Origin of the sequence: Echinicola jeungdonensis, assembly GCF_030409905.1 — a bacterium.
GTDB classification, from domain to species: Bacteria; Bacteroidota; Bacteroidia; order Cytophagales; family Cyclobacteriaceae; genus Echinicola; species Echinicola jeungdonensis.
In genome coordinates this window covers 279,563-304,847 of the sequence record NZ_JAUFQT010000001.1, presented here as the reverse complement: position 1 = coordinate 304,847, position 25,285 = coordinate 279,563, and the positions used below count along the sequence as shown (strand labels likewise).

At 42.1% G+C, this 25,285-nt stretch carries 19 protein-coding genes; 10 read left to right on the top strand and 9 right to left on the bottom strand.

Going from position 1 to position 25,285, the window contains the following annotated elements:
• Positions 1 to 294 precede the first annotated feature (294 nt).
• The 5 genes from QWY93_RS01245 to QWY93_RS01225 all read right to left on the bottom strand — a co-directional run bounded on the left by QWY93_RS01245 (position 295) and on the right by QWY93_RS01225 (position 7,670).
• Entirely contained in the window at positions 295 to 630 is a 336-nt protein-coding gene (locus tag QWY93_RS01245) for a HopJ type III effector protein (protein WP_290246382.1), read from the bottom strand.
• A gap of 599 nt (positions 631 to 1,229) precedes the next feature.
• Entirely contained in the window at positions 1,230 to 2,528 is a 1,299-nt protein-coding gene (gene bioA, locus QWY93_RS01240) for an adenosylmethionine--8-amino-7-oxononanoate transaminase (protein WP_290246381.1), read from the bottom strand.
• 684 nt (positions 2,529 to 3,212) lie between these two features.
• Positions 3,213 to 4,088 (bottom strand): ACP S-malonyltransferase, encoded by an 876-nt coding sequence (fabD, locus tag QWY93_RS01235; RefSeq protein WP_290246380.1) that lies wholly within the window; start codon positions 4,086 to 4,088, stop codon positions 3,213 to 3,215.
• A gap of 376 nt (positions 4,089 to 4,464) precedes the next feature.
• On the bottom strand, positions 4,465 to 4,887 hold the full coding sequence (locus QWY93_RS01230; RefSeq protein WP_290246379.1) for a thiol-disulfide oxidoreductase DCC family protein: 423 nt from the start codon (positions 4,885 to 4,887) through the stop codon (positions 4,465 to 4,467).
• Positions 4,887 to 7,670 (bottom strand): T9SS type B sorting domain-containing protein, encoded by a 2,784-nt coding sequence (locus QWY93_RS01225; protein ID WP_290246378.1) that lies wholly within the window; start codon positions 7,668 to 7,670, stop codon positions 4,887 to 4,889. The genes QWY93_RS01230 and QWY93_RS01225 overlap by 1 nt, the downstream gene beginning before the upstream one ends.
• A 371-nt stretch (positions 7,671 to 8,041) precedes the next feature.
• Between QWY93_RS01225 and QWY93_RS01220 the strand changes: the two genes are divergently transcribed.
• The 10 genes from QWY93_RS01220 to QWY93_RS01175 all read left to right on the top strand — a co-directional run bounded on the left by QWY93_RS01220 (position 8,042) and on the right by QWY93_RS01175 (position 19,513).
• Positions 8,042 to 8,728: a succinate dehydrogenase cytochrome b subunit gene (locus QWY93_RS01220; protein WP_290246377.1), complete on the top strand. Its 687-nt coding sequence runs from the start codon at positions 8,042 to 8,044 to the stop codon at positions 8,726 to 8,728.
• Between the two features lie 12 nt (positions 8,729 to 8,740).
• Positions 8,741 to 10,675 carry a fumarate reductase/succinate dehydrogenase flavoprotein subunit gene (locus QWY93_RS01215; protein ID WP_290246376.1) on the top strand — a complete coding sequence of 645 codons (1,935 nt, stop codon included), beginning with the start codon at positions 8,741 to 8,743 and terminating at the stop codon, positions 10,673 to 10,675.
• Positions 10,676 to 10,705: 30 nt separating this feature from the next.
• Positions 10,706 to 11,455, top strand: coding sequence for a succinate dehydrogenase/fumarate reductase iron-sulfur subunit (locus QWY93_RS01210; protein ID WP_290246375.1), 750 nt, complete (start codon positions 10,706 to 10,708; stop codon positions 11,453 to 11,455).
• A 439-nt stretch (positions 11,456 to 11,894) separates the two neighbouring features.
• Positions 11,895 to 13,319, top strand: a complete 1,425-nt coding sequence (locus QWY93_RS01205; RefSeq protein ID WP_290246374.1) for a sodium:solute symporter family protein — start codon at positions 11,895 to 11,897, stop codon at positions 13,317 to 13,319.
• A gap of 23 nt (positions 13,320 to 13,342) precedes the next feature.
• Positions 13,343 to 13,783, top strand: a complete 441-nt coding sequence (locus QWY93_RS01200) for a GNAT family N-acetyltransferase (protein ID WP_290246373.1) — start codon at positions 13,343 to 13,345, stop codon at positions 13,781 to 13,783.
• Position 13,784: 1 nt separating this feature from the next.
• Positions 13,785 to 14,855, top strand: a complete 1,071-nt coding sequence (locus QWY93_RS01195; RefSeq protein WP_290246372.1) for an alanine racemase — start codon at positions 13,785 to 13,787, stop codon at positions 14,853 to 14,855.
• A gap of 113 nt (positions 14,856 to 14,968) precedes the next feature.
• Positions 14,969 to 15,580, top strand: a complete 612-nt coding sequence (locus QWY93_RS01190; RefSeq protein WP_290246371.1) for a porin family protein — start codon at positions 14,969 to 14,971, stop codon at positions 15,578 to 15,580.
• A gap of 60 nt (positions 15,581 to 15,640) precedes the next feature.
• Positions 15,641 to 16,192 (top strand): porin family protein, encoded by a 552-nt coding sequence (locus tag QWY93_RS01185; RefSeq protein ID WP_290246370.1) that lies wholly within the window; start codon positions 15,641 to 15,643, stop codon positions 16,190 to 16,192.
• Between the two features lie 196 nt (positions 16,193 to 16,388).
• Entirely contained in the window at positions 16,389 to 17,741 is a 1,353-nt protein-coding gene (locus tag QWY93_RS01180; protein ID WP_290246189.1) for a transposase, read from the top strand.
• Between the two features lie 689 nt (positions 17,742 to 18,430).
• Positions 18,431 to 19,513, top strand: coding sequence for a Gfo/Idh/MocA family protein (locus QWY93_RS01175; RefSeq protein WP_290246369.1), 1,083 nt, complete (start codon positions 18,431 to 18,433; stop codon positions 19,511 to 19,513).
• A gap of 244 nt (positions 19,514 to 19,757) precedes the next feature.
• Here QWY93_RS01175 and QWY93_RS01170 read toward each other — a convergent pair whose 3' ends face one another.
• The 4 genes from QWY93_RS01170 to QWY93_RS01155 form a co-directional block, all read right to left on the bottom strand.
• Positions 19,758 to 20,645 (bottom strand): carbohydrate kinase family protein, encoded by an 888-nt coding sequence (locus QWY93_RS01170; RefSeq protein WP_290246368.1) that lies wholly within the window; start codon positions 20,643 to 20,645, stop codon positions 19,758 to 19,760.
• 1 nt (position 20,646) lies between these two features.
• Positions 20,647 to 21,990: a sugar porter family MFS transporter gene (locus QWY93_RS01165; RefSeq protein ID WP_290246367.1), complete on the bottom strand. Its 1,344-nt coding sequence runs from the start codon at positions 21,988 to 21,990 to the stop codon at positions 20,647 to 20,649.
• A 72-nt stretch (positions 21,991 to 22,062) separates the two neighbouring features.
• Complete coding sequence (locus QWY93_RS01160) at positions 22,063 to 23,562, bottom strand: glycoside hydrolase family 32 protein (protein ID WP_290246366.1); 1,500 nt, start codon at positions 23,560 to 23,562, stop codon at positions 22,063 to 22,065.
• 180 nt (positions 23,563 to 23,742) lie between these two features.
• Entirely contained in the window at positions 23,743 to 25,080 is a 1,338-nt protein-coding gene (locus QWY93_RS01155; RefSeq protein WP_290246365.1) for a sugar porter family MFS transporter, read from the bottom strand.
• Positions 25,081 to 25,285: the final 205 nt, after the last annotated feature.

Genomic DNA, 25,285 nt, shown 5'->3' with positions numbered 1-25,285 from the left:
AGGAATTGGTCTTCCAAAAGTTGGTGGCCTTTAAAGATCCCGGATAATGCATTTTCAAGAATGGCTCCTGGAAAATGCATCATCCAGGTTGAAATGAAATTTAAAAAATTCTACTTACCTCCGTAAGAGGTAAAAAAACGGCATTCTGTGTTTTGGCCTTGGATTGCAGGGAGGAAGCAGATGGAATCCCCTGAAAATGAGATTGCCACACCCATTTCCCGCGCTAAGCCCAGCGCAAAAGGGTTCGCAATGACGTTAGCGATCTTATTACCCTTCTTTTAAACCGAAATCAGTTTACTTAATCTTTAAGGCATTTCCATGGAATTCGATCCCTTCCCATCCGGTTTCCATAAAATTGCGGATATTTTGATGACCGGTACCATTGGGGTCTTCCAATACATCCACACGATAGATTTCTCCAAAAAGGTTTAAGGCTTCTTCTTTGGAAAGGTTATGGAGTTGGGCAAAACTGAAAATCTTACAGGACCCGTTATTTTGGCCGGGTTCATTTATGGTTTTTCCATTGGTAAAGCCGGTAGGGGTGAAGTCATAGTTTTCATCGATATATTCCATCACTTCCTGAAAGGTGATAGTGGCGGGTGCACCTTTGATCTTTTCTAATAATGTCATGGTCGTTTAATTTTTGGCAAAAATAAAAGTTTAAAATTTGAATGGCTTAGGAAGGGAAGGGAATTTCTGGGTTTTAGTTCATCCCAAATATTTGAAAGACATAACTGAGCATGCATGGGCATTAGCGAAAAATTGTTTGCCCTATTGAGATTGCTGGCAGCTAATGCTGGAAGTGGATTTTTGTTCTATTCCCCTGGTGGCGGCTAAAAAGCAGCTACCAGGGGTTATTTTTATTGGATCCGCCGCCCCGGGTCCTTTGGATTGAGTTTTATTTTGCAATAACCTCCGGTTTATCGCATTTGTAAATTTTTCGTTTTTAAGGAAATTTGGTAAACTATCATTGACAGGATGTAGCCTGCGCGTAGGAGTTCCCCTTAGGGAGGAGGGGGTAGCGTGGGAAAGCCGAAACAGAATCTCGTCTTTAAAAAAAAGACTGCCACATCCAGGTTCCTCGGATTCGCAGTGATGTTTCCACTTATTAGTTGGAGGGCGGCACGACAATCTTATCCTTTTAAACGAGATTGCTTCACTCCGTTGCTCTTCGTTCGCAATGACGGAAATGATATTAATTTTTTTTTCAAATTGAACCAGGAATTCCATCAAATTGCCAATTCTTTGGAATACTGATGGATGCTTTCTGTCATGGAGGTGGTGAGCTGGGTCAGTTCCTCATCGGAAATGATGAAGGGTGGCATGGTATAAACCAGCTTTCCAAAAGGCCTTAACCAGATGCCCCGGTCGGTAAATTCTTTTTGAATCTTAACCATATCCACAGGATCTTTCATTTCCACTACACCGATAGCACCTAATACCCTTACTTCTTCCACACTGTCCAGTTCCTCCAGTTGGGGCAAGGTTTGCTTAAAATGATTTTCTATCCTTTGGATATCATTTTGCCAGTTTTTGGATAGCAGCAGTCGAAGGTTGGCTAATGCTACGGCACAGGCCATTGGGTTTCCCATAAAAGTGGGGCCATGCATAAAGACGCCCGGGGAGCCTTCAGAGATCGTCTGGGCCACCTCTGCAGTACAAAAGGTAGCCGCAAAAGACAAATAGCCTCCTGTCAAGGCTTTCCCAACACACATAATGTCCGGAGTGATTTCTGCAAATTCACAGGCAAAGAGCTTTCCTGTCCTGCCAAAACCGGTGGCGATTTCATCGGCGATCAAAAGTATCTCGTATTTATCGCAAAGAGCTTTGACTTCTTTTAAATATTGGGGATGATAAAACCTCATTCCCCCGGCTCCCTGAACGATCGGTTCCAGGATAAAGGCAGCGATTTCATTATGCTGTGCTGCCAATACCTTTTCTATCTCCTCGATTTCTCCAGTGATAAATTCACCGTGGAATTTGGCTTGGGGAGCGGGCAGGAATATTTGCTGGGAAAGGCGGTTGTTAAATATGCGGTGCATGCCCGTTACTGGATCACAAACTGACATATCATGCCAGGTATCTCCATGGTAGCCATTCCGGACAGTGATAAAGCGATTTTTGTGTCCTTTATTCTTGGAATACCAATACTGCAGGGCCATTTTCAAGGCCACTTCCACAGCTACTGATCCGGAATCACTGTAAAATACATGTTCTAATCCCTCAGGAAGGACTTCCAATAAGGCTTTGGTCAGCTCAGCGGCAGGCCTATGGGTGATCCCTCCAAACATTACATGGGACATATTTTCCAACTGGTTTTGGATGGCCTCATTGAGTTCAGGGACATTATAACCATGGATGGTGGACCACCAGCTGGACATGCCGTCAATCAATTTGGTGCCATCTTCAAGCTCCAGAAAAACCCCTTCAGCACTTTTCACCACAAGGTTATCCGTTGGCCTGGAAGCTGAAGTATAAGGATGCCAGATATGTTGATGATCTATATCGAGTATTTCTTGGATATTCATATTGAAGGAAAGTCTAATGCGATTAATTCCTCGAAAAAGGGCCAAGCCTTTTGGCGGGCTAAAGTAGCGAAAGGGGATGGTTTGAACAAAGCAAAGGAGTAAAAAGGGGGGAGATGGGTTTGTAATGGTAGTTTATTAGGGAAAAAGTGATACGTATTTTTTTAAATTATGAATATCCACATATGCCAGTAATCTCAAAATCCCAAAAGTGGTCCACGAATCCGCTCCAGCCGATGAGTTTTACTAATAAATACAAATTATTTTAACCTGAGTGCGACTTAATAGGACGAAAGTATTATAGTTAAGGTGATTGCCTGGTCCTTTTGTGCTTGGACAAGGACGGGAAAAGGACGTGGCAATCTCCTTTTAATGAAAGATTATCACTATCTCCTTTCCTCATTCCAGATTGAAATTTACTGATGACGAATTATATTCTAATTATGGTTTTAAATAAATTTCAACCCCATACTTTTCTACAGGGTAATCAAAAAATAGGAAAACTCTTTCAATCAAAATGAAAAATAACCTGGCTTCAAATTAAGAAACCAGGCTTTTTAAATAATTGAAAATAATTTTTAGAGGAGATTGCCTGCCTACCGCAGGCAGGCTTCTTCCCAGCTCATGGGGAATCGCAAAGACGTAGCGACCATGGTTGGGTCAATTTAAATAAAATTCAAATCTGTATTACAAACCTGCTACTTCTGCTTCACGGTGAATTTTCTTCACTAATCCTTGAAGCACCTTACCCGGGCCGCATTCTACAAAATCGGTGGCGCCATCGGCTACCATATTTTGCACAGATTGGGTCCATTTTACCGGTGCGGTCAACTGGGAAATCAAATTGTTTTTGATGGTTTCCACATCGGTTTCGCCTTTAGTGCTGACATTTTGGTACACGGGGCAAAGCGGGGCTGAAAAATCAGTGGCCTCGATGGCTTTTTGCAATTTTTCCCTGGCCGGCTCCATCAATGGGCTGTGGAAAGCACCACCCACGGGTAGTGGAAGGGCTCTTTTGGCACCGGCTTCTTTCATTTTTTCGCAAGCGATTTCAATTCCTTTGTTGGAACCGGAGATTACCAATTGGCCCGGGCAGTTGTAATTGGCGGCAACCACCACCTCTTCTTTGATATCAGCGCAGATGGCTTCTACCTTTTCATCTTCCAAACCGATAATGGCGGCCATGGTGGAGGGGTTGATTTCGCAGGCTTCCTGCATGGCCAGGGCCCTTTGATAAACCAATTTCAGCCCATCTTCAAAAGAAAGTGCACCTACAGCCACCAAAGCAGAAAGTTCGCCCAAAGAATGGCCGGCAACCATTTCTGGTTTGAAATCCGGGGTGGTCTTAGCCAAAATGACGGAATGTAAAAATACCGCCGGTTGGGTGACCTTGGTCTGCTTGAGTTCCTCAGCTGTACCATTGAAAATAATGTCGGTAATTTTGAAGCCTAAAATTTCATCAGCCTGATCAAAAAGTTTTTTGGCTTCTTCGTTGGTCTCATACAATTCTTTACCCATGCCTGGGAATTGAGCCCCCTGACCGGGGAAAACATAAGCTTTCATATGTCGTTGTTTTTATGGTTTCCAATTACTTCTCAGCCCCATAGGCCAAAAAGTCCCTCAAACCGAGGAATGGAGGTTTATGATTTCAAAATTCTGGGTTCAAATATACCAAAGAACAAGCAGCTTTCTCAAAAATAATAGTGGATAAGGGAAATTAAGTGGTTTTTGAAAGTGGGGGGACCGGATACAAGATATTATGTGAAATGAGGAAGGAGTCAGGAGACTCCAAGCAAAATAGGTCGTAGTCTGGAGACTACGGCCAGCTCCGGGGACAAGACCTGTACTATTCAGCGTTATCTAATTCCCAAACCGACGCGAGCAGGTCTTCCCTTAAGGGAACCGAGGGGTGCGAGCTGGCAGTCTCAGATTTAAAATTTCATACTTCCTCTGCAGTCAAAAACTTCAATTTATCCTCCTCACTCGGCATGCGGCAAGTTTCTCTTTTGCCGAACCATTTGTATCGGTTGCGGGCAATCCAGTCATATATGGGATCCCTTAAAAAAGTGGGAATAATTACAAAGCCATAGAAAAGAGGCCATAGCCCCTTTAATTTTTTAGCAATTTCTAATGCTGCCCGGCTTTTATAATAAACGTTTTCCCCACGGATCAATATGATGGAATCCAAATAATCTTCTTCCACCGAATAATCTTTGAGCAATTTTTTGCTGGCCTCATCCTGTAATGAGGCCAGCTTAAATTGGTTTTGGGGATCCCTTTGGATAATGAAATCTACTGCTGTGTTGCAGAGGTTGCAGACCCCGTCAAATAGGACGATATCGTATTTTTCCTGGATTGGCATTAACGGATAATCTGTATATGGCCTTTCAGTTTTTCTTCTCGGATATTTTCCTCCAGGGTATTGAACATTACGGTTCCAGAGTAGAAATAAGTGCCTGAAGGGAGCTCATTGCCATTTTCATCATGGCCATCCCAACGGATATAAATGTCGTTTTCATTGGAAGTGTTGCTGTTGTATTCATGCACCAAAACACCCCACCGGTTGTATATTTTTATTTCTACCGCTTCCACAAACCTTGGACAACGGGCAAATGGATTGTCAAATGCTTGGAAGGTATCATTGATGCCGTCTCCATTAGGGGTAAAAGCATTGGGAAGTTCGAAATTGGGGCAATTGTCAACGCAGACAATATTGCTGGGTTCACTTTCATTTCCGGAGCGGTCCACAGCAGTGATATAATAACAACCTTTCAGCTCAGTCAGCCCTTCAATAGTGGTAGAGGTATTGAGGGAATTGATAGTAGAAACCAACTCAAAGGAGCCTTCGGTCCCTGTATTGGAGAAATACAGACGGTAACCTCCCAGCTCATCATCACAATCTCCGGTAAAATCAGGTTCCCAACTTAGATCATGGTAGAAACCCTCAAAATTACAGGGTTCATCCATCAATAATTCTTCACAAACTGGACCCTCATAAATCAATACAGGAGGACACGGGAGTCGGTTGTCATCTGGTCTGGCGCAGATGATTTGAGATTTATTTTCCAATGGATAGGTCAATAAATCCACATTATAAGCCCCTTTGGTGACTACATAATAGCAATATTCAGTATCCCTATTTAAGGGAACACCATTATGGCTGCCATCATCAAAGAAAGTAAAACCATCCTGGGTGACATCCACTTCCGCAATCAGTTCAAATACATCGGCATCGTTGGCATCCGGATCAGTTCGGTTACGGTAAACTTCATGGGTGAATTCACTGATGGTATTGTTCCAGGGAACATCATATTCCCAATTCAGCTCTATGGCCTCATTGATAATGGTGGGTTGCAACCAAACAGATGAGGCTACACTGGAGGTGTCAATCCTATCTCCTCCATCAAGTAAAACCACCCGATAATTATAAACCAGGTCATCCGTATTAATGCCGGTATCTGTAAAGATGGTGTCTGCAGTGGTGGTCACTGTAGTTAGGTTTTGATCCCCTGTAAATCCTTCCGCCCTGATCAACTGGTATTCATAGGGGCCGGGGAATTGTTGGGAGTCGATATCATAAGGAGGAGTCCATTTGACCAAAATCTCCCCATTTTCCGTGCTGGTTTCTTCTACCGATACATTGGTAATGATAGGCACATCTACATCGATGGTCACACAGAACTCTTCGGAAACCACACTTTCTCCCGATCTGGGCTGGGGGAATCCAGCCACTAAGCGGTAACAATAAGTGTTGCCAGGAGCCAGTCCCTCCCCACCATTGTCATCAAGGAATTCAAAAGTATCCATATCGGTGGTGCCGATCAATTCGTAGCCACTCCTGATGCCTGTTTCACAGGAATCGGGTTCATAGGCGTTGCTATTGACACTGCGCCATATCTGCATGGTTTCGGCACTATTTCCGCAAGAATAAGGGGCCCAAGAGATTTGAGCTGTCCGTCCAGGCATTTGTTCCACATTTTCGACCAGGGGAGGTGGGCCAATAACTTTGATGTTCCAGGTTTGGATATCCACCAGGGCAGGTCCTGAATCCGGATCATCGGTTATCCTGAGCCTCACCTGATATTCCCTTGCCCTGACGTGTCCGCAGACCGTCTGCCAATTGAAATTAATTATTCCCGGGGTAGACTGAAATTCTGCTTCAGGAGTATAGGTGGCTGGGGAAGAAGATATTTCGATGGGGTCTCCGAAGACTTCTATTTTGATATCATCTCCATCGGGATCCTGCCCCTGGATGATTTCTTCTATTTTTGTTCCGGCTTCCACACAGATATCCGGAGGCATGATCAGCACAGGTCTTCTGTTGTCAGAGTTTTCGATGATGATTTGCATATCCCTGACCACATAACCAATAAGCTGGTACTCCCCATTGATTTTTCGCCATTCTTCGATATGAAAGGCAATATTGTATTGCCCTGCAATGCCGGGGGAATCCCAAATCAAATCACCTGTAACAGGATCCATAGAAATAAAGGGGTCAGGAGACCCATCCTCTTGGTTAAAGCTAAATTCGCTGGAAGCGGGGCTTCGATAATTGTTTACCGGTCTTTGGAATGCTTGCAAGGGAACTACTCCTTGAAATTTATAGGCTAAACTATCCCCATCAGGATCATAAGCTCCTGGGTTATGGATATATCGAGTATTGATCTGCCCATTGTCCACAGGAGGGATGGTCAGCACCGGGGAATTATTGACCCCATAAAATGGGTCAATGGTAATCATGGTCTCAATGTAAAAAGGAGTGTCCACCGAATTATCCATGTTCAGGGTAAGATCATTTCGGTTAAATTCCTGAAACCGGATGGTGTATTGTCCGGGGCCTTGATAGGTGTGGGTGATGACAAAAGTGTTTTTTTCAATTTGATTGCCCAGTGATTCCACTGTGGAAAAATCACTTTCTGTATTCAGTTGCTCTATCCTTCCATCTCCAAAATTGATTTCTCCAGGTCCAAACACAACCGATGATCGGGTATCTGTATATCCCACCACGGTAATCCGGTAGGTGAGGGTTTGTACCGATATCCTTTCTGCGATAATCTCACCAGCCCTAATGTGGGTGGCCAGGACCTCTTGTAAGGCTAAAAGGAAAAGACAACAGGTAAAGAATAGAAAAGATTTGTATCTCATAAGTCCCAAATGTTTTTAAAGATCATCTCCCGGATTACGTAATTACCGAAATCTATCTTAAAAATTACCACAGTATTTTTACTGAATTTGTTTTACGTATTAAAGATGTAATGTTGCTTAACATTATAATATAAACGAATTAAAGTTAAGGAAGTAGATATAATTATAGAAATCCAACCAAAAAAATACACTTTTTGGGTAGAAATTGTCCAAAAAAATAACCCAACTTGGTAAGTGGTTATTATTTAGAACCTTTTAAAATAAGGGGTTTCCTTCTTGATCAATTGCTTACTAAACTTTCCAAATGTAAATTTGGCATCGAAATTTTAACAAAATAAAAACCATATACACTAAAATAAAGCAAAAAATTTATGAGTTGGGTAACCAAAACCTTCAACAGCACTTTGGGTCAAAAGTTGCTGATGTCTCTCACAGGGCTGTTTTTGATCCTCTTCCTGATCGGTCACGTTTCAGGGAACATGTTACTATTAAAAAGTGACGGAGGGCAAGCTTTTAATGAGTATGCCAAGTTTATGACCACCAATACCGGTGTGAAAATTCTAAGTTATATTACGTACCTATCCGTAATCGGTCACGTAATTTATGCCATCATCCTTTCTTCCAAAAACAAAAGCGCAAGACCCGTCAATTACAACACCAACAAGAGCAGTTCAAACAGTACCTGGTCTTCCCGGAATATGGGGGTATTGGGCACCATTATTTTGATATTCTTGGTGATTCACCTTCAGAACTTCTGGTATGAGATGCATTGGGGAGACATCCCAATGGTGAATTATGAAAGCGGAGTGCATAAGGATTTGTTCACGGTTGTTACCGTTTCTTTTTCTGAGTTATGGATTGTAGGATTGTACGTAATCTCCATGATTTTCCTGGGTTTTCACTTGTACCATGGTTTTGCAAGTGCATTCCAGACTTTGGGACTTAACCATAAGAAATATACACCTGCAATCAAGTTTATAGGAAGTGCATTTGCGATTGTGGTTCCTGCTTTGTTTGCTCTTATGCCTATTTTCCTATATATCTCATCCTTGAATTAATAAAAAGTCGATATGATACTTGATTCTAAAATACCAGCAGGTTCATTAGCGGATAAGTGGACAAAACATAAATTTAATATGAAGTTGGTCAACCCGGCCAACAAGAGAAAATATGATGTGATTGTGGTGGGGACCGGATTGGCAGGTGCTTCTGCAGCTGCTTCCCTGGCAGAATTGGGATACAATGTCAAGGCATTTTGCTTTCAGGACAGCCCGAGAAGAGCCCACTCCATTGCAGCACAGGGTGGTATCAATGCCGCCAAAAATTATCAAAACGACGGTGACTCTATCTACCGTTTGTTTTATGATACCATCAAAGGTGGTGATTACCGGTCCAGGGAAGCCAATGTTCACCGATTGGCAGAGGTATCTGTTAATATCATTGACCAATGTGTAGCCCAGGGGGTTCCATTTGCCCGTGAATACGGAGGCTTGTTGGCCAACCGTTCCTTTGGTGGTGCCCAGGTATCCAGGACTTTCTATGCAAGAGGCCAAACAGGACAGCAGTTGTTGTTGGGAGCTTATTCAGCCCTTAGCCGTCAGGTAGCCAATGGTAAAGTGAAACTTTACCCAAGAACTGAAATGATGGATGTAGTAAACATCGATGGCAAGGCAAGAGGAATTGTTACCAGAAACCTGATTACCGGTGCTATTGAATCCCACAGTGCCCACGCAGTATTGCTATGTACCGGAGGATATGGTAACGTATTTTTCCTATCTACCAATGCCATGGGATCTAATGTTACCGCAGCTTGGAGAGCACATAAAAAAGGCGCATACTTTGCCAACCCTTGTTATACTCAGATCCACCCAACCTGTATCCCAGTTTCCGGAGATCATCAGTCCAAATTGACCTTGATGTCTGAATCTCTCAGGAACGATGGTCGTGTATGGGTGCCAAAAACCAAGGAGTTGGCTGAAAAGCTTCGTAAAAAGCAAATCACCCCCCAGGATATCAAAGATGAAGACCGGGATTATTACCTGGAAAGAAGGTATCCTTCATTTGGTAATCTCGTGCCTCGTGACGTGGCTTCCAGAAATGCCAAATATGTATGTGATGAGGGCAGGGGAGTTAATGAAACCGGTGAAGCGGTATTCCTTGACTTTAGAGATGCCATCATCAGGGATGGCGAAGATGTTGTTGAAAGTAAATACGGCAACTTGTTTGACATGTACCATCAGATCACCGGTGAAAACCCTTACAAAACACCGATGAAGATTTATCCTGCTGTTCACTATACTATGGGAGGCCTTTGGGTGGATTATCATTTGATGACTACCGTTCCGGGTCTTTATGCCTTGGGTGAGGCCAACTTCTCTGACCATGGTGCTAACAGATTGGGAGCTTCTGCATTGATGCAAGGCTTGGCAGATGGTTACTTTGTAATCCCTTACACCATCGGTGATTACCTTGCCGGCATGCCTAATGAAAAAATCCCTGAAGATCACGAAGAATTTAAGAAAGCAGAAAAAGAAGTTAAGGATAAAATCCAAAAGCTGCTTAGCATCAATGGTAAGAAAACCGTAGATGATTTCCATAAAAGATTGGGTAAGATCATGTGGAACAATTGCGGCATGGCTAGGACCAAAGAAGGATTGGAAGAAGCAATTGGCAAAATCCAGGAGCTTAGAAAAGAGTTTTGGGAAGATGTCAAAGTATTGGGTACGGGAGACGAACTTAACCTTTCCCTGGAAAAAGCACACCGGGTGGCTGATTTCCTTGAGTTGGGTGAGTTAATGGTAAGAGATGCCCTGCACAGGAACGAATCCTGTGGTGGTCACTTCCGTGAAGAATACCAAACCGAAGAAGGGGAAGCCCTTCGGGATGATGAGAATTTTGCTTATGTGGGTGCCTGGAAATACCAGGGAGAAGACGTAGAACAAGAGCTTAACAAGGAACCACTCGAGTTTGAAAACGTGAAGTTGACCCAACGAAGCTACAAGTAATCATTTGACAACCAAAAATTCATAATTATTATGAACTTAACTTTAAAAGTTTGGAGACAAAAAAACAGCTCAGACAAGGGCGGTTTTGCAACATATAATCTATCCAATATTTCATCTGACATGTCCTTTTTGGAAATGTTGGATGTACTGAATGAGGAGCTTTCCGAAAAAGGAGAGGATCCAGTTCACTTTGACCATGACTGTAGAGAAGGAATCTGCGGTATGTGTTCACTTTATATCAATGGCAAGGCTCATGGTCCTGAACAGACCACTACCTGTCAGTTGCATATGAGATCTTTCAATGATGGGGATACCATTGTCATCGAACCTTGGAGAGCCAAGGCTTTCCCTGTAGTGAAAGACTTGGTGGTTGACCGCGGTTCTTTTGATAGAATCATTCAGGCTGGTGGATATGTATCTGTCAACACTGGAGGTGTCCCTGATGCCAATGAGATTCCAATTCCAAAGAAAATTGCCGATGAGGCTTTTGATGCGGCAACTTGTATTGGTTGTGGTGCCTGTGTAGCGGCATGTAAAAATGCTTCTGCAATGCTATTTACCTCCGCAAAAATTTCTCAATTGGCCATGTTGCCTCAAGGAAAAGTAGAGAGAAAAGAAAGAGCAGAAAAAATGATTGCCCAAATGGACGAAGAAGGATTTGGTGCTTGTACCAACACTGGGGCTTGCTCCATCGAATGTCCAAAAGGTATCAGTTTGACCAATATTGCCCGTATGAACCGGGAATACTTCTCCGCAATTGCCACCAGTGAGAATGTATAATGAATAATCTATTTAAATAGTATATTCAAAAAAGCCGGACATCCGGCTTTTTTTTTGGCCTTTCTCCAAGAGCAGGGGTGATTAATCCATTGTCCTCAACTTTGACTTGATTCCTTCAATTATCAAGAAAATAACGGTTTTATAGATTGCATTTCAGGAAAGCCTAAAAATTGATTGGCGTATAAACGGGGTTCCAATTAATATATACAGCAGAATTGCGTCAAATCAGTTTTTATTTTGATTTTTTGAATAATTATTAAGGTTTTTCTAGTCTAATTCATGAAATTAGGAAAAGAAGAAAGGAAAAAAAGTAAGTTCAAATAACAAATTCCCTTTTGCCCTGTTTCCATTTTGAATAGGGGCAATGACTTTATTTTCTATTCCTTTTTTCCTTTTTTGACGGCCCCAAAGCCTGAAGTTGAACAGAAATGCAGACTCCATGGAGACAATAGATCTGATTATTTTTGTGGTATACATGATCCTTATGCTTGGCGTAGGATTTTATTTTATGCGGAGCAATAAAGGGCAAGATGACTATTTTGTAGGGGGGAGGAGCATGGGGAGTTGGCATATAGGCTTGTCAGTGGTGGCTACCGATGTGGGTGGTGGCTTTTCTATTGGACTGGGAGGCCTTGGTTTTGCAATGGGGCTTTCTGGAAGTTGGATGTTATTTACGGGACTTTTGGGTGCTTGGCTGGCAGGTGTTTTTCTGATTCCAAAAGTAAAACAAAATCCAGCTTTTGCCAAGTTTTATACTTTCCCCCAGATATTCAAATATTTGTTTAACAGGAATGTGGCCATTGTAGCAGCCATCATATCTTTTGTCGGTTATTTAGGCTTTACTTCTTCTCAGCTTTTGGCGGGAGCAAAATTAGCTGCGGGAACTTTTAGAGGACTGGATATCAACCTGGCCCTTCTGATTATGGGTGTTATTGCTGTGGTTTATACCGTACTGGGTGGTTTGAAAGCAGTAATCTATACTGACACCGTACAATGGATTATTTTACTAATGGGATTTATTTTTATTGGTCTTCCCGTGTCCTATTTTTATGTGGGAGGCTGGAAAGAGATCAGTGAAACGCTGCCTGATAAATATTTTTCCCTGGCCAATTTGACCTGGCAGGATCTGGCCAACTGGGGGATTACCATTTTGCCTATTTGGTTTGTGGGGATGACTTTATACCAAAGGATTTTTGCCAGCAGAGATGTCAAGTCTGCCCAAAAAGCCTGGTATATTGCTGGAGTTTTTGAGTGGCCCATCATGGCTTTTATGGGCGTTTCCCTAGGGGTATTGGCCAGGGTGGCATTTGAGCAGGATATGATTGCAGTGGCCAAGGAAAATTTGGATCCGGAAATGGGGCTTCCTATTTTATTAAGGACGGTTTTGCCTCCTGGAATTATGGGATTGATGATGTCTGCCTATTTTTCGGCTGTATTATCTACCGCTGATTCCTGCTTAATGGCGGCTTCTGGAAATATCACCACAGACTTGTGCGGGAGATGGCTTAATAAGAAAAAAGATTGGGTCAGCATGAGGATAGGTCAGCTGTTTACCCTGCTCATCGGGACTGGGGCACTGATCATTGCCATACAAATGACCAATGTTTTAGAACTGATGCTGTACTCTTATGCCTTTATGGTATCGGGACTACTGGTTCCTATATTGGCCGGATTATTTTGGGACATTAGAAACCCTATGGCAGCTATGGCTTCCATGATCGTAGGAGGAGGGGTGACTGCCGGTCTATCCATTTGGGGAGTCACTTTGCCCCTTAAGTTGGACCCTAATTTTTTTGGTGTATTTGCCTCCTTACTGGTATTTGTGTTGATCTATAAAGTTATGAAATTGACAAAAAGCAATTAATTATTAATCAATAAATCTAGCTTATGTTACAAATAGAAACTTTAATACCCTCTGATAATCCTAGCTTGGAACAAAAAAAAGAGATTGCAGATTTCTTATATGAACATTTGGATCAATATGGTGATCCACATGAACATATCATGAACTGCCTTGATTATGCCCTGGGGAAATCCGAAGAAAAGGGAGGATTCACCGTTGCAGGCCGAGAGGATGGTGTAATTGTAGGGGCAGTCATCATAAATAAGACCGGAATGTCTGGGTATATTCCTGAAAATATATTAGTTTATATCGCCGTAGATGGAAGCCAACGCGGAAAGGGTGTTGGCCGTAAGTTAATGAATAAGGCCATAGATATGGCAGAGGGCGATGTGGCGCTTCACGTAGAGCCCGACAACCCGGCAAGATTTCTATACGAAAAACTAGGGTTTACCAATAAATACCTGGAAATGAGACTTAAAAAATAAGATGGCTTTTTTGAACCTAAATCGAAACAACCTTAGATATAATTATGAATTTCTAAAAGGCAAATTCAAGGAAAACAAAGTAGGATGGGGCGTGGTTTCCAAAGTGCTTTGTGGGAATGAAATTTACTTAAGGGAGTTGATTAACATGGGGGTGGATGAAATCCATGATTCCAGGATCAGTAATTTGGCTAAGGTCAAAAAAATCAAGCCTGAAATCAAAACGGTTTATATCAAACCACCTTCCAAACGGAATTTGGCAGATGTAGTCAAATACGCAGATGTCAGCCTCAATAGTGAATTTAACACCATTAAATGGATCAGTGAGGAGGCTACCAAGCAGGATAAGGTCCACAAAATCATTATTATGGTGGAAACAGGTGACCTAAGAGAAGGGGTAATGGGAGATCACCTCGTGGATTTCTATGCCAGCGTTTTTAGGCTTCCCCATGTGGAAGTAATTGGTTTGGGAACCAATCTCAACTGTTTAAATGGGGTGATGCCATCCACTGATAAACTGATCCAACTTTGCCTTTACAAGCAAATTATCGAATTGAAGTTCAATAAGAAAATACCTTTGGTTTCTGCGGGTACTTCTGTGACCATTCCGTTGATGTTAAACAAACAACTGCCCAAAGGCGTCAACCATTTCCGGGTAGGGGAAACGTTATATTTTGGCAATAATCTCTTTGAGGACAAGCCTATAGAGGGGATGCGTCAAAATGTGCTTGAGCTTTGCACGGAAATTATTGAAATGCAGGAAAAACCAGTTTTGCCTATGGGGAATTTGGCAACAAATGTCCAAGGGGAAATGGTGGAAATTGATGAAAGCCTTTATGGTCAGTCATCTTTTAGGGCCCTATTGGACATTGGCCTGTTGGATGTGGATCCCAAATACCTGATTCCAAAAAATGGAGAGTTTGAAATCATAGGAGCCAGTTCGGATATGATAGTCCTTGACCTTGGAAAAAACCCGAAAAACTACAAAGTAGGTGACTTGATCAGGTTCAAACTCAAGTATATGGGTGGCTTGGCTATCCTTAATTCCAATTATATTGAAAAGCGGGTGGTATAATCATTATTAGAATTTTACCTAAAAAAAGGAGGTTCGATTGCGAACCTCCTTTTTTTTTTTGGATTTTGGCATGGAATTCGTTTATACATAGGCGAACCAACTATCATATTACTATGAAAAAGTTAATTTTTGCATTTACCGCATTAACATTATTTGCTGTCAACGCAAATGCTCAGATGAGGACTCCTGCAAGTGAGCAAGTTAGTACTTTTGGTATCCGAGGTGGTGCCAACTTCTTCAACTGGGGAGGGGATGATGGATCCAATAATGACTATACAAACAGGGCCGGTTTCCATGCCGGGATTTATGGTAATATGTTTGTTACTGATGGATTTGCCATCGAGCCGGGTGCCTATTATTCAGTAAAAGGAACCGCAGCTGACAATTTTACCGAATCCAGAACTATTCTCAATTATGTGGATGTTCCCATATTGCTTCGTTTTTATGCAACAGATGGGTTAAACCTCTTTGCAGGTCCTCAAGGATCTATTTTGCTGGAATCTAAAATGGAAGGGGAAGCTTTCGGTTCCACCTTTGAATGGGAAAGGGATGATATCAATGACCTTGACGCAGGATTGGTCTTTGGTATAGGTTATAACCTACCCATTGGTTTGAATGTCCAAGGAAGTTATGACCTTGGTTTGACTCCTGTTTTTAAGGATTCTGATGCCAATGTGTACAATAGAGGTTTCAAAGTATCCCTGGGATACAGCTTCCCTAATTAATTCATTTCATAATGAAAGCCCTGGTAAAACAGGGCTTTTACTTTTACAAATTAATTTGTTATGAAAAAAGGAATCCTATTTATATTATGCTTTGTCCTTGCTTTGGCTTATCAAAATGCAAGTGCACAAACAGGAATCAGGGCAGGATGGAATTATCCGGATGTCCAGGGAGTGGAAGCCGGGGCCAATATGGGTTTTCATGCTGGTGTTTATTCGAAACTGAATATGTTGGGCATTGTGGCAATTGAGCCTGGGGTGCAATATTCCCAGAAAGGCTGCAAACCGGAAAATATTGGATCTTCTCCTAAAGACCGGCTCCATTATATAGATTTTCCTGTATTGGTAAGGGTAGGAATTTTTCCAATGATTAACCTTTTTGCCGGACCCCAAGCTTCCTTTTTGGTGGCAAGAAAGTATGAAGGAAGTACTGATTTTTCCACCATTGGAGAAATGAAGAACTATGAACTCGGAGGGGTGGCCGGAATTGGTGTCAACCTTCCATTAGGGTTTAATGTGCAGGGAAGCTATGATTTTGGATTGACCAGTATTAACTATGATGGGAAGACCACCCAGAATAGTGTAATCAAAGTTTCTCTTGGTAAGAGCTTTTAGGAAATTTCAGTTGAAAGGGAAATATCTACCCGTAGAGTGATTTTACAACTAATGAGGGCTTCTTGTTAATTAGCTAAATCACTGACTCTTAATAAACAGGGTTGCGAAAAAATAACTCAAAAACCCCGAAAATCGTCCAAAAGGGCTTTTTCCGGGGTTTTCTTTTTCGTATTTTTTGTTTGCAGACAAAAATACTATGAAAGATACCATACAGCTCCCTATTTTCAAAGACTTTGACGGATACTCTCCAAAGTATCACTTTTTCAAGAATTCCTTGCTTGGCCAGATCCATGACAGCCTGCCATGGGAAAAGCTTTCGAGCCTTGTTCCTGAAAAGCTGCAGGGGCCTGGTGCCCCAAGGTGGTTCGGTGCCAAGGGCATGTTTGCCCTGATGTTTTTGAAAGCCTACCTGAATACCTCAGACCGCCAATTGATAGAGCGTTTCAATACCGACTGGAGCCTTCAGTATTTCTGCGGGAAAGTATTGGCAGCAGACCAACAGATCCGGGACCTTACCATTATGACACGGATCAGGGCCTACATCGAGGAACATTGCCACTGGGAACAGATCCAAGAGGTACTAATGGATCACTGGAAACAGGATGTGGACAACAGCCACGTCTTATTAATGGATGCCACCTGTTATGAAAGTTATGTCCGTTTCCCCACCGACCCCAAACTACTCTGGGAATGCTGCCAGTGGGTGTTTGAAAAGCAACTGTTCAAAAAATGTAAACAATTGGGCATAAAAAGGCCCCGGTCAAAATACAGGGAGCAGAAGGCCAAACAGCTTGGCTACTTCCGTAAAAGACGCAAATCCTTTAAGGAAACCCTCAAAAGGAAAAAATCCCTGGTCTTCCTGTTGGAAAAAGGACTTGGCCAGTTACAAGAGATCCTAGACTTTTATCAAGGGGCGGGGCTTAAACCAAATGACTTTGCCTGTCTGAAGACCATCAAAAAAGTCTTGGTCCAGCAGCAGTTTTTGTTGGAAAATCCTCCCTCCGAACTTAAGGACCGCATCGTTTCCCTCCATAAACCTTATCTCCGGCCGATCGTCCGGGGAAAGGAAAACAAACCTGTGGAGTTCGGTATGAAAGCCCATATCCTTCAGACAGGCGGGCTATCATTTATCGATAAACTGGACTTCAACAACTTCAATGAATGTACCCGGTTGAAAATATCCACGGTAAAACATACCCGGATTTTCGGACAGACTTCCCAGCTGGGTGCCGACCGGATTTATGCCACCAATGCCAACAGAAAGTATTGTACCTCCAAAGACATATTCACCGGCTTCCCCAAAAAAGGCCCCAAACCGCACAACAAAGCCGAAAAGATTCTGAGTGCTGAAGTCTCCAAACAAAGGGCAACGGCAATGGAAGGGGCTTTCGGCAACCATAAAAACCACTATGGACTGGTTAAAATACGAGTAAAGGGAGATAAAAGGGAAAAGCTGGCCGTGCTGTTCGGCATTATGGCAGCCAACGCCGTAGCAGTTGCCAAACGAAGAAACCAACAGGAATCCCCGCCCATCAACAAAGCTGCTTGACAAAAACTACCGCCGGAAAGAAGGATTACAGGACAGGTGTGTCCAATTGTCAAAACCACCCCAAAAATCAACCCCTTCAATTCAGTAATTGTACTTTTCCTTACACAAATTGTACTCTGAATTTTACTTCAAAGTACCCTAAAAACAAATTAACCTTTTAGTTAAGTCACTAAAAGGTTAATTATGTCTATTTCCCAAAGAGGCCTAATGATAATTATTATTAACCACGGGTTTCGCTCGTGGTTTTTTTTAGCCTTTTCTGCTTTCTCTTTTCCTTTTTTTCCGTTTTTTAAGGTGAATAGGCTACTTTCCATCATTCCATTGTCAAATAGAAAGGTTGATTAAATCTTCCTTGGCCCCCTCGCTCAAGGTGAAGCCTGAGACTACACCTTTATATTCTGGCAATTTGCAATTCAGATGGAAGGGAATGAGGTGAAGTAATCTATCCCAATAAATTATGTCGAAAAGGGCTTTTTAATGGTATTTGGGTTAGAGGATAGCAAGCTGTAATGATAGAACGGTTAAGATGCTAGCTAAAACCGGTTAAGGATTCATTTAAACGCATTTATAAAATTTAATAAATGGGTGTAAACCTTTGAGGAAACCCAAATCTATCCTTTGCTTTAATTAATGGTCTTTCAGGATGCTTTTTTGTAAATTATGTCCTTTACCCAATATTCCCAAAACCCATGGAAAGACGCCAATTTATACAATCTGCCCTTTTTGCTACCTCTGCTTTGACCTTGCCCGTATTTTCTTATGGGAAAACTTTTGGGAGGATCCAGCGAAAATTGGGTGTAGCACTGGTTGGTTTGGGGAGTTATAGTACTTACCAACTAGCACCTGCCCTGGAAATGACCAAGCATTGTTATTTGGCAGGGATTGTAACAGGTACTCCTTCCAAAGCTCAAGTTTGGCAAAAAAAATATGGTATCCCGGATGCAAATATTTATAACTATGAAAATTTTAAAAATATAGCTGACAATCCGGATATCGATGTAGTTTATGTTGTCCTGCCCAACAGCATGCATGCAGAATTTTCTGTTAAAGCTGCCTATGCAGGAAAGCATGTTTGGTGCGAAAAGCCGATGGCCTTAAATGTCCAGGAATGCGAAGAAATTATAGAAGCCTGTGCACTAAACAGGGTAAAGTTATGCATTGGTTACCGCATGCAGCATGAACCCAATACCCGTCAAATCAGGGAATTTGTCAGGAATGATAATTATGGAAGCTTGCAGGTGATCGATGCATCTGCAGGGTATTTTGACGGGAGAAGTGGTCACTGGAGATTGGATAAAAGTATGGGAGGGGGAGCTATGTATGATATGGGAGTTTATCCCATAAATAATGCCCGCTTTATCAGTGGACAGGAGCCTGTTTCTGTGATGGCTTATAAAAGTGCATTTAGGCCCAATAAATTTCATGAGGTGGATGAAACGATGAATTTTATTTTGGAATTTCCCAATGGATTGATGGCCAACTGTGCCACTAGTTTGGGGATTAATTATAACCGTTTTTTCCTTACCTGTTCCAGGGGACATATTCGTTTGGAGCCATTTCAATTTTATCGTGGACTCAAAGGTTCTACAAGTGATGGGGTGCAATTCAGGGATCAAGTACAAAGCCAACAAGCTTTCCAAATGGACCATGATGCAATGGCCATTTTAGAAAATAGGCCGGTCATGGTGCCAGGTGAGGAGGGATTAAAAGATATAAAAGTAGTGGAAGCAGCCTTTCAATCCGCCGAGAAAGGCATCAGAGTGAAGATTTAAATAAAAACAGGGATGAATGGTTTGCATCCCTGAAATGTTATGGATCATAAGATATATTTGGGTTAGCTAAAACTGGGTTTAATGATAAATGGTTTAGTCGGTTATTTGGGTATCCTTTTTTTAAAATTTGACCTTTTTGGTTTAATAACCTTTTTCTTTTTAATAATGGATGAAGGTTCAGCTATCATCCAAAGATCAATCTTTCCCAAATCAAGGTTTAACCCGTTTCCCAATAACTAAAATTTCAAGTCACTCCCTTAATTATGGCCTGGACATTTTCCATATCATATTTTGGGGTACCCCCTTGATTGGTGGCCACAAAGGCTCCCAATGCGCAAGCAAAATCCAAAATTTCATTGGGTTGTGCACCTTGAAGGTATTTGTAAACAAAACCGCTAAGAAAGGCATCCCCCGACCCTACTGTATCGGTAACTTTGACTTTAAAGCCAGGGTGCTGGTAACTTTTTTCCCCATCATATATTAGGGCTCCTTGAGCTCCACGGGTGATACAAACCATTTTCAGGTCATATCTTTCGGTGAGCTTTTTAACTGCCTCTTCCCAATCTGGTGAAATGCCCTCAAATTCCGCTAAAATTTCCAATTCTTCCTCATTGATTTTTAGGACATCAGTTTTGTCCAGCAATTGTTTTAAAACTCCAAAATCATAATGGGGAGCTCTTAAATTAATATCCAGAATTTTAAGGGCAGTCGTTTCCAACAACCGTAATAGGGTGGACCTGCTTTCATCACTTCTGGCCGCAAGGCTTCCAAAAACAAAAGCATCAGCCTTTTCTACCAGGGTTTGAACGGCCGTATTCCAACGGATAAAATCCCAGGCAACAGGTTTCATGATTTCATATTTGACATTTTCCCTGTCACTATCATCGACCAGAACCTTCCCCGTGGGTTTGTCGGTAAGTTCTTGGATATAGGTGGTGTTCAGGGATTTTTTTGCTACAAATTGTAATAGATCTTTGCCTAAAATATCTTCTCCTACCGCAGAAATAAAGTTGGTTTCCAATCCAAGGAACTGGGCGTGCAGGGCAACATTCATGGGAGCCCCCCCGGGTAAATTTTTATCCGAAAAGCAATCCCACAACATTTCTCCGAAAATGACTACTTTCTTTTTCATATTATCCATGTGTTTTGATCAAGTCTTGTTGAATTTCTTCCAGGGACTTTCCTTTGGTTTCAGGCATTTTGGTGGCTACCCATATCAATTGAAGTATCATCATGACAGCAAAGAATGAAAAGATGCTTCCAGGTCCAAATTCATTAGCAAAGAAGGGGAAGATATTGGCAATCACTGCGGCCAAAATCCAGTGGGTAAAACAGCCCAAAGATTGTCCGTAAGCCCTTATTTCATTGGGGAATACTTCTGCAATGAAAACCCAGATCACGCTACCCTGTCCAATGGCATGGGAGGCAATGAACATAAAGACAAAAAGAGGCAATAATTCAGCACCAATTTGCCCTCCAAAAAAGGAATAAGCAATCAATCCCAGGGAAAGAATATACTCAAAAGAACCGATATACATCAATTTTTTCCTTCCAATCCGGTCTATAAGGTACAGTCCCATCATGGTGGCCACCATATTAACGGCTCCAATGCCGATGGTAGACAAAAGGGCATTTTCTGAGGCAATACCTGCCATTTCAAAGATCCTTGGGGCAAAATAAATGATGGCATTGATACCTGAAAGCTGGTTGAACATGGCAATCAAAATGGCCAACCAGGTCATTTTCATATGTTTCCCATGGAATAAGGTGCCAAAACCCACTTTGTCTTTTTCCCTTTCCCTTTCCTCAATAGCCAAACGGATGGCTTCGGTTACTCCTTCGGGATCTGTTTTGGTCAGGATTTTACGGGCTTCTTCCACGTTGTTTTGATGGGCGATAAGCCAACGGGGGCTTTTGGGAACTTTGGCAATCAAAATTGAATATATTAATGCAGGGATAGCTTCTACCCCAAGCATCCATCTCCAGCTTTCAGGTAGGTTGGCCGTTTCTATCAAATAATTGGAAAAGTACGCTACCAGGATTCCAAAGACGATATTAAACTGGAAGAGGGCGACCAGTACACCCCTGTTTTTGGCGGGGGCAATTTCGCTGATATACATGGGGGCCACTACCGAGGAGGCACCTACACCTAAGCCGCCAATAAACCTGAAAATCATAAAGATGATCACATCAGGGGCCAGGGCTGACCCCAGGGCGGAAACCAGGTATAATATCCCAATCCAGAGAAGGGAAATTTTTCTTCCGTATTTGTCGGCGGGAATTCCCCCAAATAGGGCACCGATAACCGTCCCGTATAGGGCAATGGCTACAGCCATACCATGGGTCCAGTCACTGAGCTGCCAATTGGTTTGGATAAATCTTTCTGCACCGGAAATTACCGCCGTGTCAAATCCGAACAAAAAACCTCCCAAAGCAGCGACAATGGAAAGAAAGATAACGTACTTTTTACTTTTCATATCAGGTTATTTAGGGGCCAACTTTATAAAGCTAACCAGAAGAACTGTGATTTGAAATTTTATTTTGCTTCATTATTGAGCCCAAATGGACTCCAGATAATGTACCTTGTTTTGGGAACCAAACCCTTCCAAGTCCACTTTTGTCAGAGAATTTCCCGGGAAAATGATGGCTGTCATCACCCTTTCCCCATTATTGAAAAAGAATTCAACAGAGGAACGATCCACATAAACACTAAGGTCAGTGATTTGAATTCCATCAATTGGGGCTGTTTGAACCTTTCCAAAACCCTCATAAAAGCTTAAATCACCGGACTTACTTCTGTCCAATACAATTTGATCTTCTTCAATTCGAAGGACTACCTGATCCCCCTTTGCATTGCTGAGAGTCAGTGATGCTGTTTGCCCGGCTTCTTTACCAAGTTCCAATTCGTATAGCTTATGGGATAATTCCACAGAGTTGCTCTCTATATTTTCTGAGGTAGTCCTTAAGTTCTGCAGCTCCTGAACGGGACGGGAAGCCATCAACATTTCACCATTATTTTCAAATAGTTCCAATTTCCGGGGAAGGGTCATAGCAGATCTCCATTCGTAAGTGGGCACTATTGTGGCATAGTCCCAGTTGCTCATCCAACCGATAAATAACCTTCTTCCATCTTCCTCAGGTATGTTGGACCAGGTTACCCCTGCATAATTGTCCGTTCCATAATCTATCCATTTGATTTCCTGGCCATCCGCTGTATAAGAGGACCCGTCAAAATTTCCAATAAAATACTGGGTGGCTGATCCTCCATTGGGACCTCCTGGGTTGATGCTGACGATCAAAACCCATTTTTCCTCTCCACTGGGTGTTTTTAGGGCAAAGAGGTCAGGGCATTCCCAAACTCCCCCATAACTTGCCCAATCCGGGTTAAAATCACTTTCATGGGACCAGTTGATCAGGTCAGGGGAGGAGTAGAAGCTGATTTTGTCTTTGACCGCTAAGGTCATGATCCATTTTCCTTCCCCTTCTCCGGTTTCAAACCAACTCACTTTGGGGTCCCTGAAATCAGGAATCCCGGGATTATCTAAGACAGGATTTCCTTCAAATTTTGACCAGGTTCTTCCTTTATCATTACTATAGGCGATCCCTTGTGTTTGACCAATGGTTTCATGGTCGTAGGTGAAGATGGCGACCATTGGCCCTTTTCCTTCTTCACCTAAACCACTTGTGTTGTTATGGTCAATTACGGCACTTCCCGAGAATATGGTGCCCAGGCTATCTGGGTAAAGGGCTATGGGAAGGTGTTCCCAATTAACCATATCGGTAGACACGGCATGGCCCCAGTGCATGGGCCCCCAAACATTGCTGTCCGGATAATGCTGGTAGAATAAATGATACTCCCCATCCAGGTAAACCATTCCGTTGGGATCGTTCATCCATTGGGATGGAGGGGTAAAATGGTATTGGGGACGGAATTTTTCAGAAAAGGGTGCAGGGGAAATTTCTTCCATGCTTTCATTTTTCTTTTCCTGTGCACATGCAAATTGAAGGAGGAAAAAAAAAGGCAAAATGATTTGGGTAAATTTTTTCATGATTATTTTAGGTTAAGGGCATCCACCTGCCTTGCCAACTGGTTAAATAAAGGTTAATAGGTTTTGATAATAATTTGGCAAGAGCAAGGGAGCCCATATTTATTTTTTTGTAATAATTTAAGGGTATAATTGTTAATTTAGATGGAATTAAATGGTTTTGTTTTATTCATAATTTATAATTTAATTTTTTATAGGTTTATCGACATGCCATCTTTTTTGTAGTTTTTCCAGGCTTAGGCCTTTGGTTTCAGGCATGATGAAGATCACAAATAGGAGTTGCAGCACCATAAAGCCATTAAAAATCATAAATATTTGCCAAGGTGCCAGGTTTTCGATCAGCACCGCCCCAAACAGGGTGATCAATGCGGCCATGCTCCAATGCACCCCAGAACCAAATGATTGTCCCAAAGCCCTAACTTTGGTGGGAAATATTTCAGAAATAAATACCCAAATCACAGCTCCTTGGCCAATCCCGTGGGAGGCAATAAATAGGAGGATAGACATCAGCTTATACATAGGATTGATATCGGTATAGAACCCAAAAGAAATCAGGCTTAAACTGAATATATAACCCAGAGATCCGATTAGCATTAATTGTTTCCTTCCCACAAGATCTATAAGGTACATGCCCAGAAGTGTACATACCAAGTTGGTGAATCCGATAAATACTGTCCCCAATAAGGATTCCTTGGTGATGAAGCCTGCTTTTTCTATTATTTCAGGGGCATAATATAGGATGAAGTTAATCCCTGAAAGTTGGTTGAAAATGGCTATGAGAAAGGCCAAAATCAAGGCAAACTGATTTTGCTGTGAAAACAATCGCATGGTTGCTGATTCAAACTGATCCTTTTGAATGGAGGTCAGGATATGGTTGGCTTCAGTTTCTGAATACAACCTTTTAAGGATCTTATGTGCTGCTTCATCCTTGTGTTGATAAAGTACCAGCCAGCGGGGGCTTTTAGGGATATTTAGGATCAGACCTAAATAAATCAGTGCGGGGACCACTTCCGCTCCCAACATCCATCGCCAATCATTATTTCCCCCAAACCCTTGGAGAAAATAATTGGAGGTATAGGCAGCGAGGATGCCAATGACAATATTGATTTGGAATAAAATGACAGTTTTACCCCGGTGGTGGTTTTGGGATATTTCAGAAAGGTAAGTGGGAGCAGCAATGGAGGAAGCTCCAATAGCCAGTCCGCCAATAAAACGATAAAAAGAAAATACATAAGGGTCTGTGGCCAAAGCGGTACCCAAAGCTGAAATTAAAAATAGGACCCCAATCCAAAATAAAGTGTTTTTTCTTCCAAATCGGTTACAGGGAATTCCACCAAAAATGGCGCCCAAAACAGTTCCCCAAAGGGCTACGGACATAATAACGAAACCATGAAACCATTCGGAAGTTCCCCAAAGATTTTTCAATGGCAGATTGGCACCAGAGATGACCACGGTGTCAAACCCAAAAAGAAACCCGGATAGGGAAACGATTAGAGGGTAATATAAGGTTACTTTGTTCATGGTTTATTGTTGACTCTAAACTAGGAGGAATTGGACCCAATATTTTTTAATACTGTATCAAAGTCTTTTAAATTCTGTGCATATCCATTTTACCCGACTAATTTGGCTCCAAGAGCCTTGTACAATCGTTTTCCTTAGTTTTTTTGAGTTTGAATACCTTACGAAATTGTGTCCGGTATTCAATTTTGTGTCTTTTTCCATCTAA

Bases quoted from the DNA above. Each gene is read 5' to 3' on its own strand.
- QWY93_RS01245 (WP_290246382.1), bottom strand. From the start codon at position 630: ATGACATTATTAGAAAAGATCAAAGGTGCACCCGCCACTATCACCTTT.
- bioA (WP_290246381.1), bottom strand. From the start codon at position 2,528: ATGAATATCCAAGAAATACTCGATATAGATCATCAACATATCTGGCAT.
- fabD (WP_290246380.1), bottom strand. From the start codon at position 4,088: ATGAAAGCTTATGTTTTCCCCGGTCAGGGGGCTCAATTCCCAGGCATG.
- QWY93_RS01230 (WP_290246379.1), bottom strand. From the start codon at position 4,887: ATGCCAATCCAGGAAAAATACGATATCGTCCTATTTGACGGGGTCTGC.
- QWY93_RS01225 (WP_290246378.1), bottom strand. From the start codon at position 7,670: ATGAGATACAAATCTTTTCTATTCTTTACCTGTTGTCTTTTCCTTTTA.
- QWY93_RS01220 (WP_290246377.1), top strand. From the start codon at position 8,042: ATGAGTTGGGTAACCAAAACCTTCAACAGCACTTTGGGTCAAAAGTTG.
- QWY93_RS01215 (WP_290246376.1), top strand. From the start codon at position 8,741: ATGATACTTGATTCTAAAATACCAGCAGGTTCATTAGCGGATAAGTGG.
- QWY93_RS01210 (WP_290246375.1), top strand. From the start codon at position 10,706: ATGAACTTAACTTTAAAAGTTTGGAGACAAAAAAACAGCTCAGACAAG.
- QWY93_RS01205 (WP_290246374.1), top strand. From the start codon at position 11,895: ATGGAGACAATAGATCTGATTATTTTTGTGGTATACATGATCCTTATG.
- QWY93_RS01200 (WP_290246373.1), top strand. From the start codon at position 13,343: ATGTTACAAATAGAAACTTTAATACCCTCTGATAATCCTAGCTTGGAA.
- QWY93_RS01195 (WP_290246372.1), top strand. From the start codon at position 13,785: ATGGCTTTTTTGAACCTAAATCGAAACAACCTTAGATATAATTATGAA.
- QWY93_RS01190 (WP_290246371.1), top strand. From the start codon at position 14,969: ATGAAAAAGTTAATTTTTGCATTTACCGCATTAACATTATTTGCTGTC.
- QWY93_RS01185 (WP_290246370.1), top strand. From the start codon at position 15,641: ATGAAAAAAGGAATCCTATTTATATTATGCTTTGTCCTTGCTTTGGCT.
- QWY93_RS01180 (WP_290246189.1), top strand. From the start codon at position 16,389: ATGAAAGATACCATACAGCTCCCTATTTTCAAAGACTTTGACGGATAC.
- QWY93_RS01175 (WP_290246369.1), top strand. From the start codon at position 18,431: ATGGAAAGACGCCAATTTATACAATCTGCCCTTTTTGCTACCTCTGCT.
- QWY93_RS01170 (WP_290246368.1), bottom strand. From the start codon at position 20,645: ATGAAAAAGAAAGTAGTCATTTTCGGAGAAATGTTGTGGGATTGCTTT.
- QWY93_RS01165 (WP_290246367.1), bottom strand. From the start codon at position 21,990: ATGAAAAGTAAAAAGTACGTTATCTTTCTTTCCATTGTCGCTGCTTTG.
- QWY93_RS01160 (WP_290246366.1), bottom strand. From the start codon at position 23,562: ATGAAAAAATTTACCCAAATCATTTTGCCTTTTTTTTTCCTCCTTCAA.
- QWY93_RS01155 (WP_290246365.1), bottom strand. From the start codon at position 25,080: ATGAACAAAGTAACCTTATATTACCCTCTAATCGTTTCCCTATCCGGG.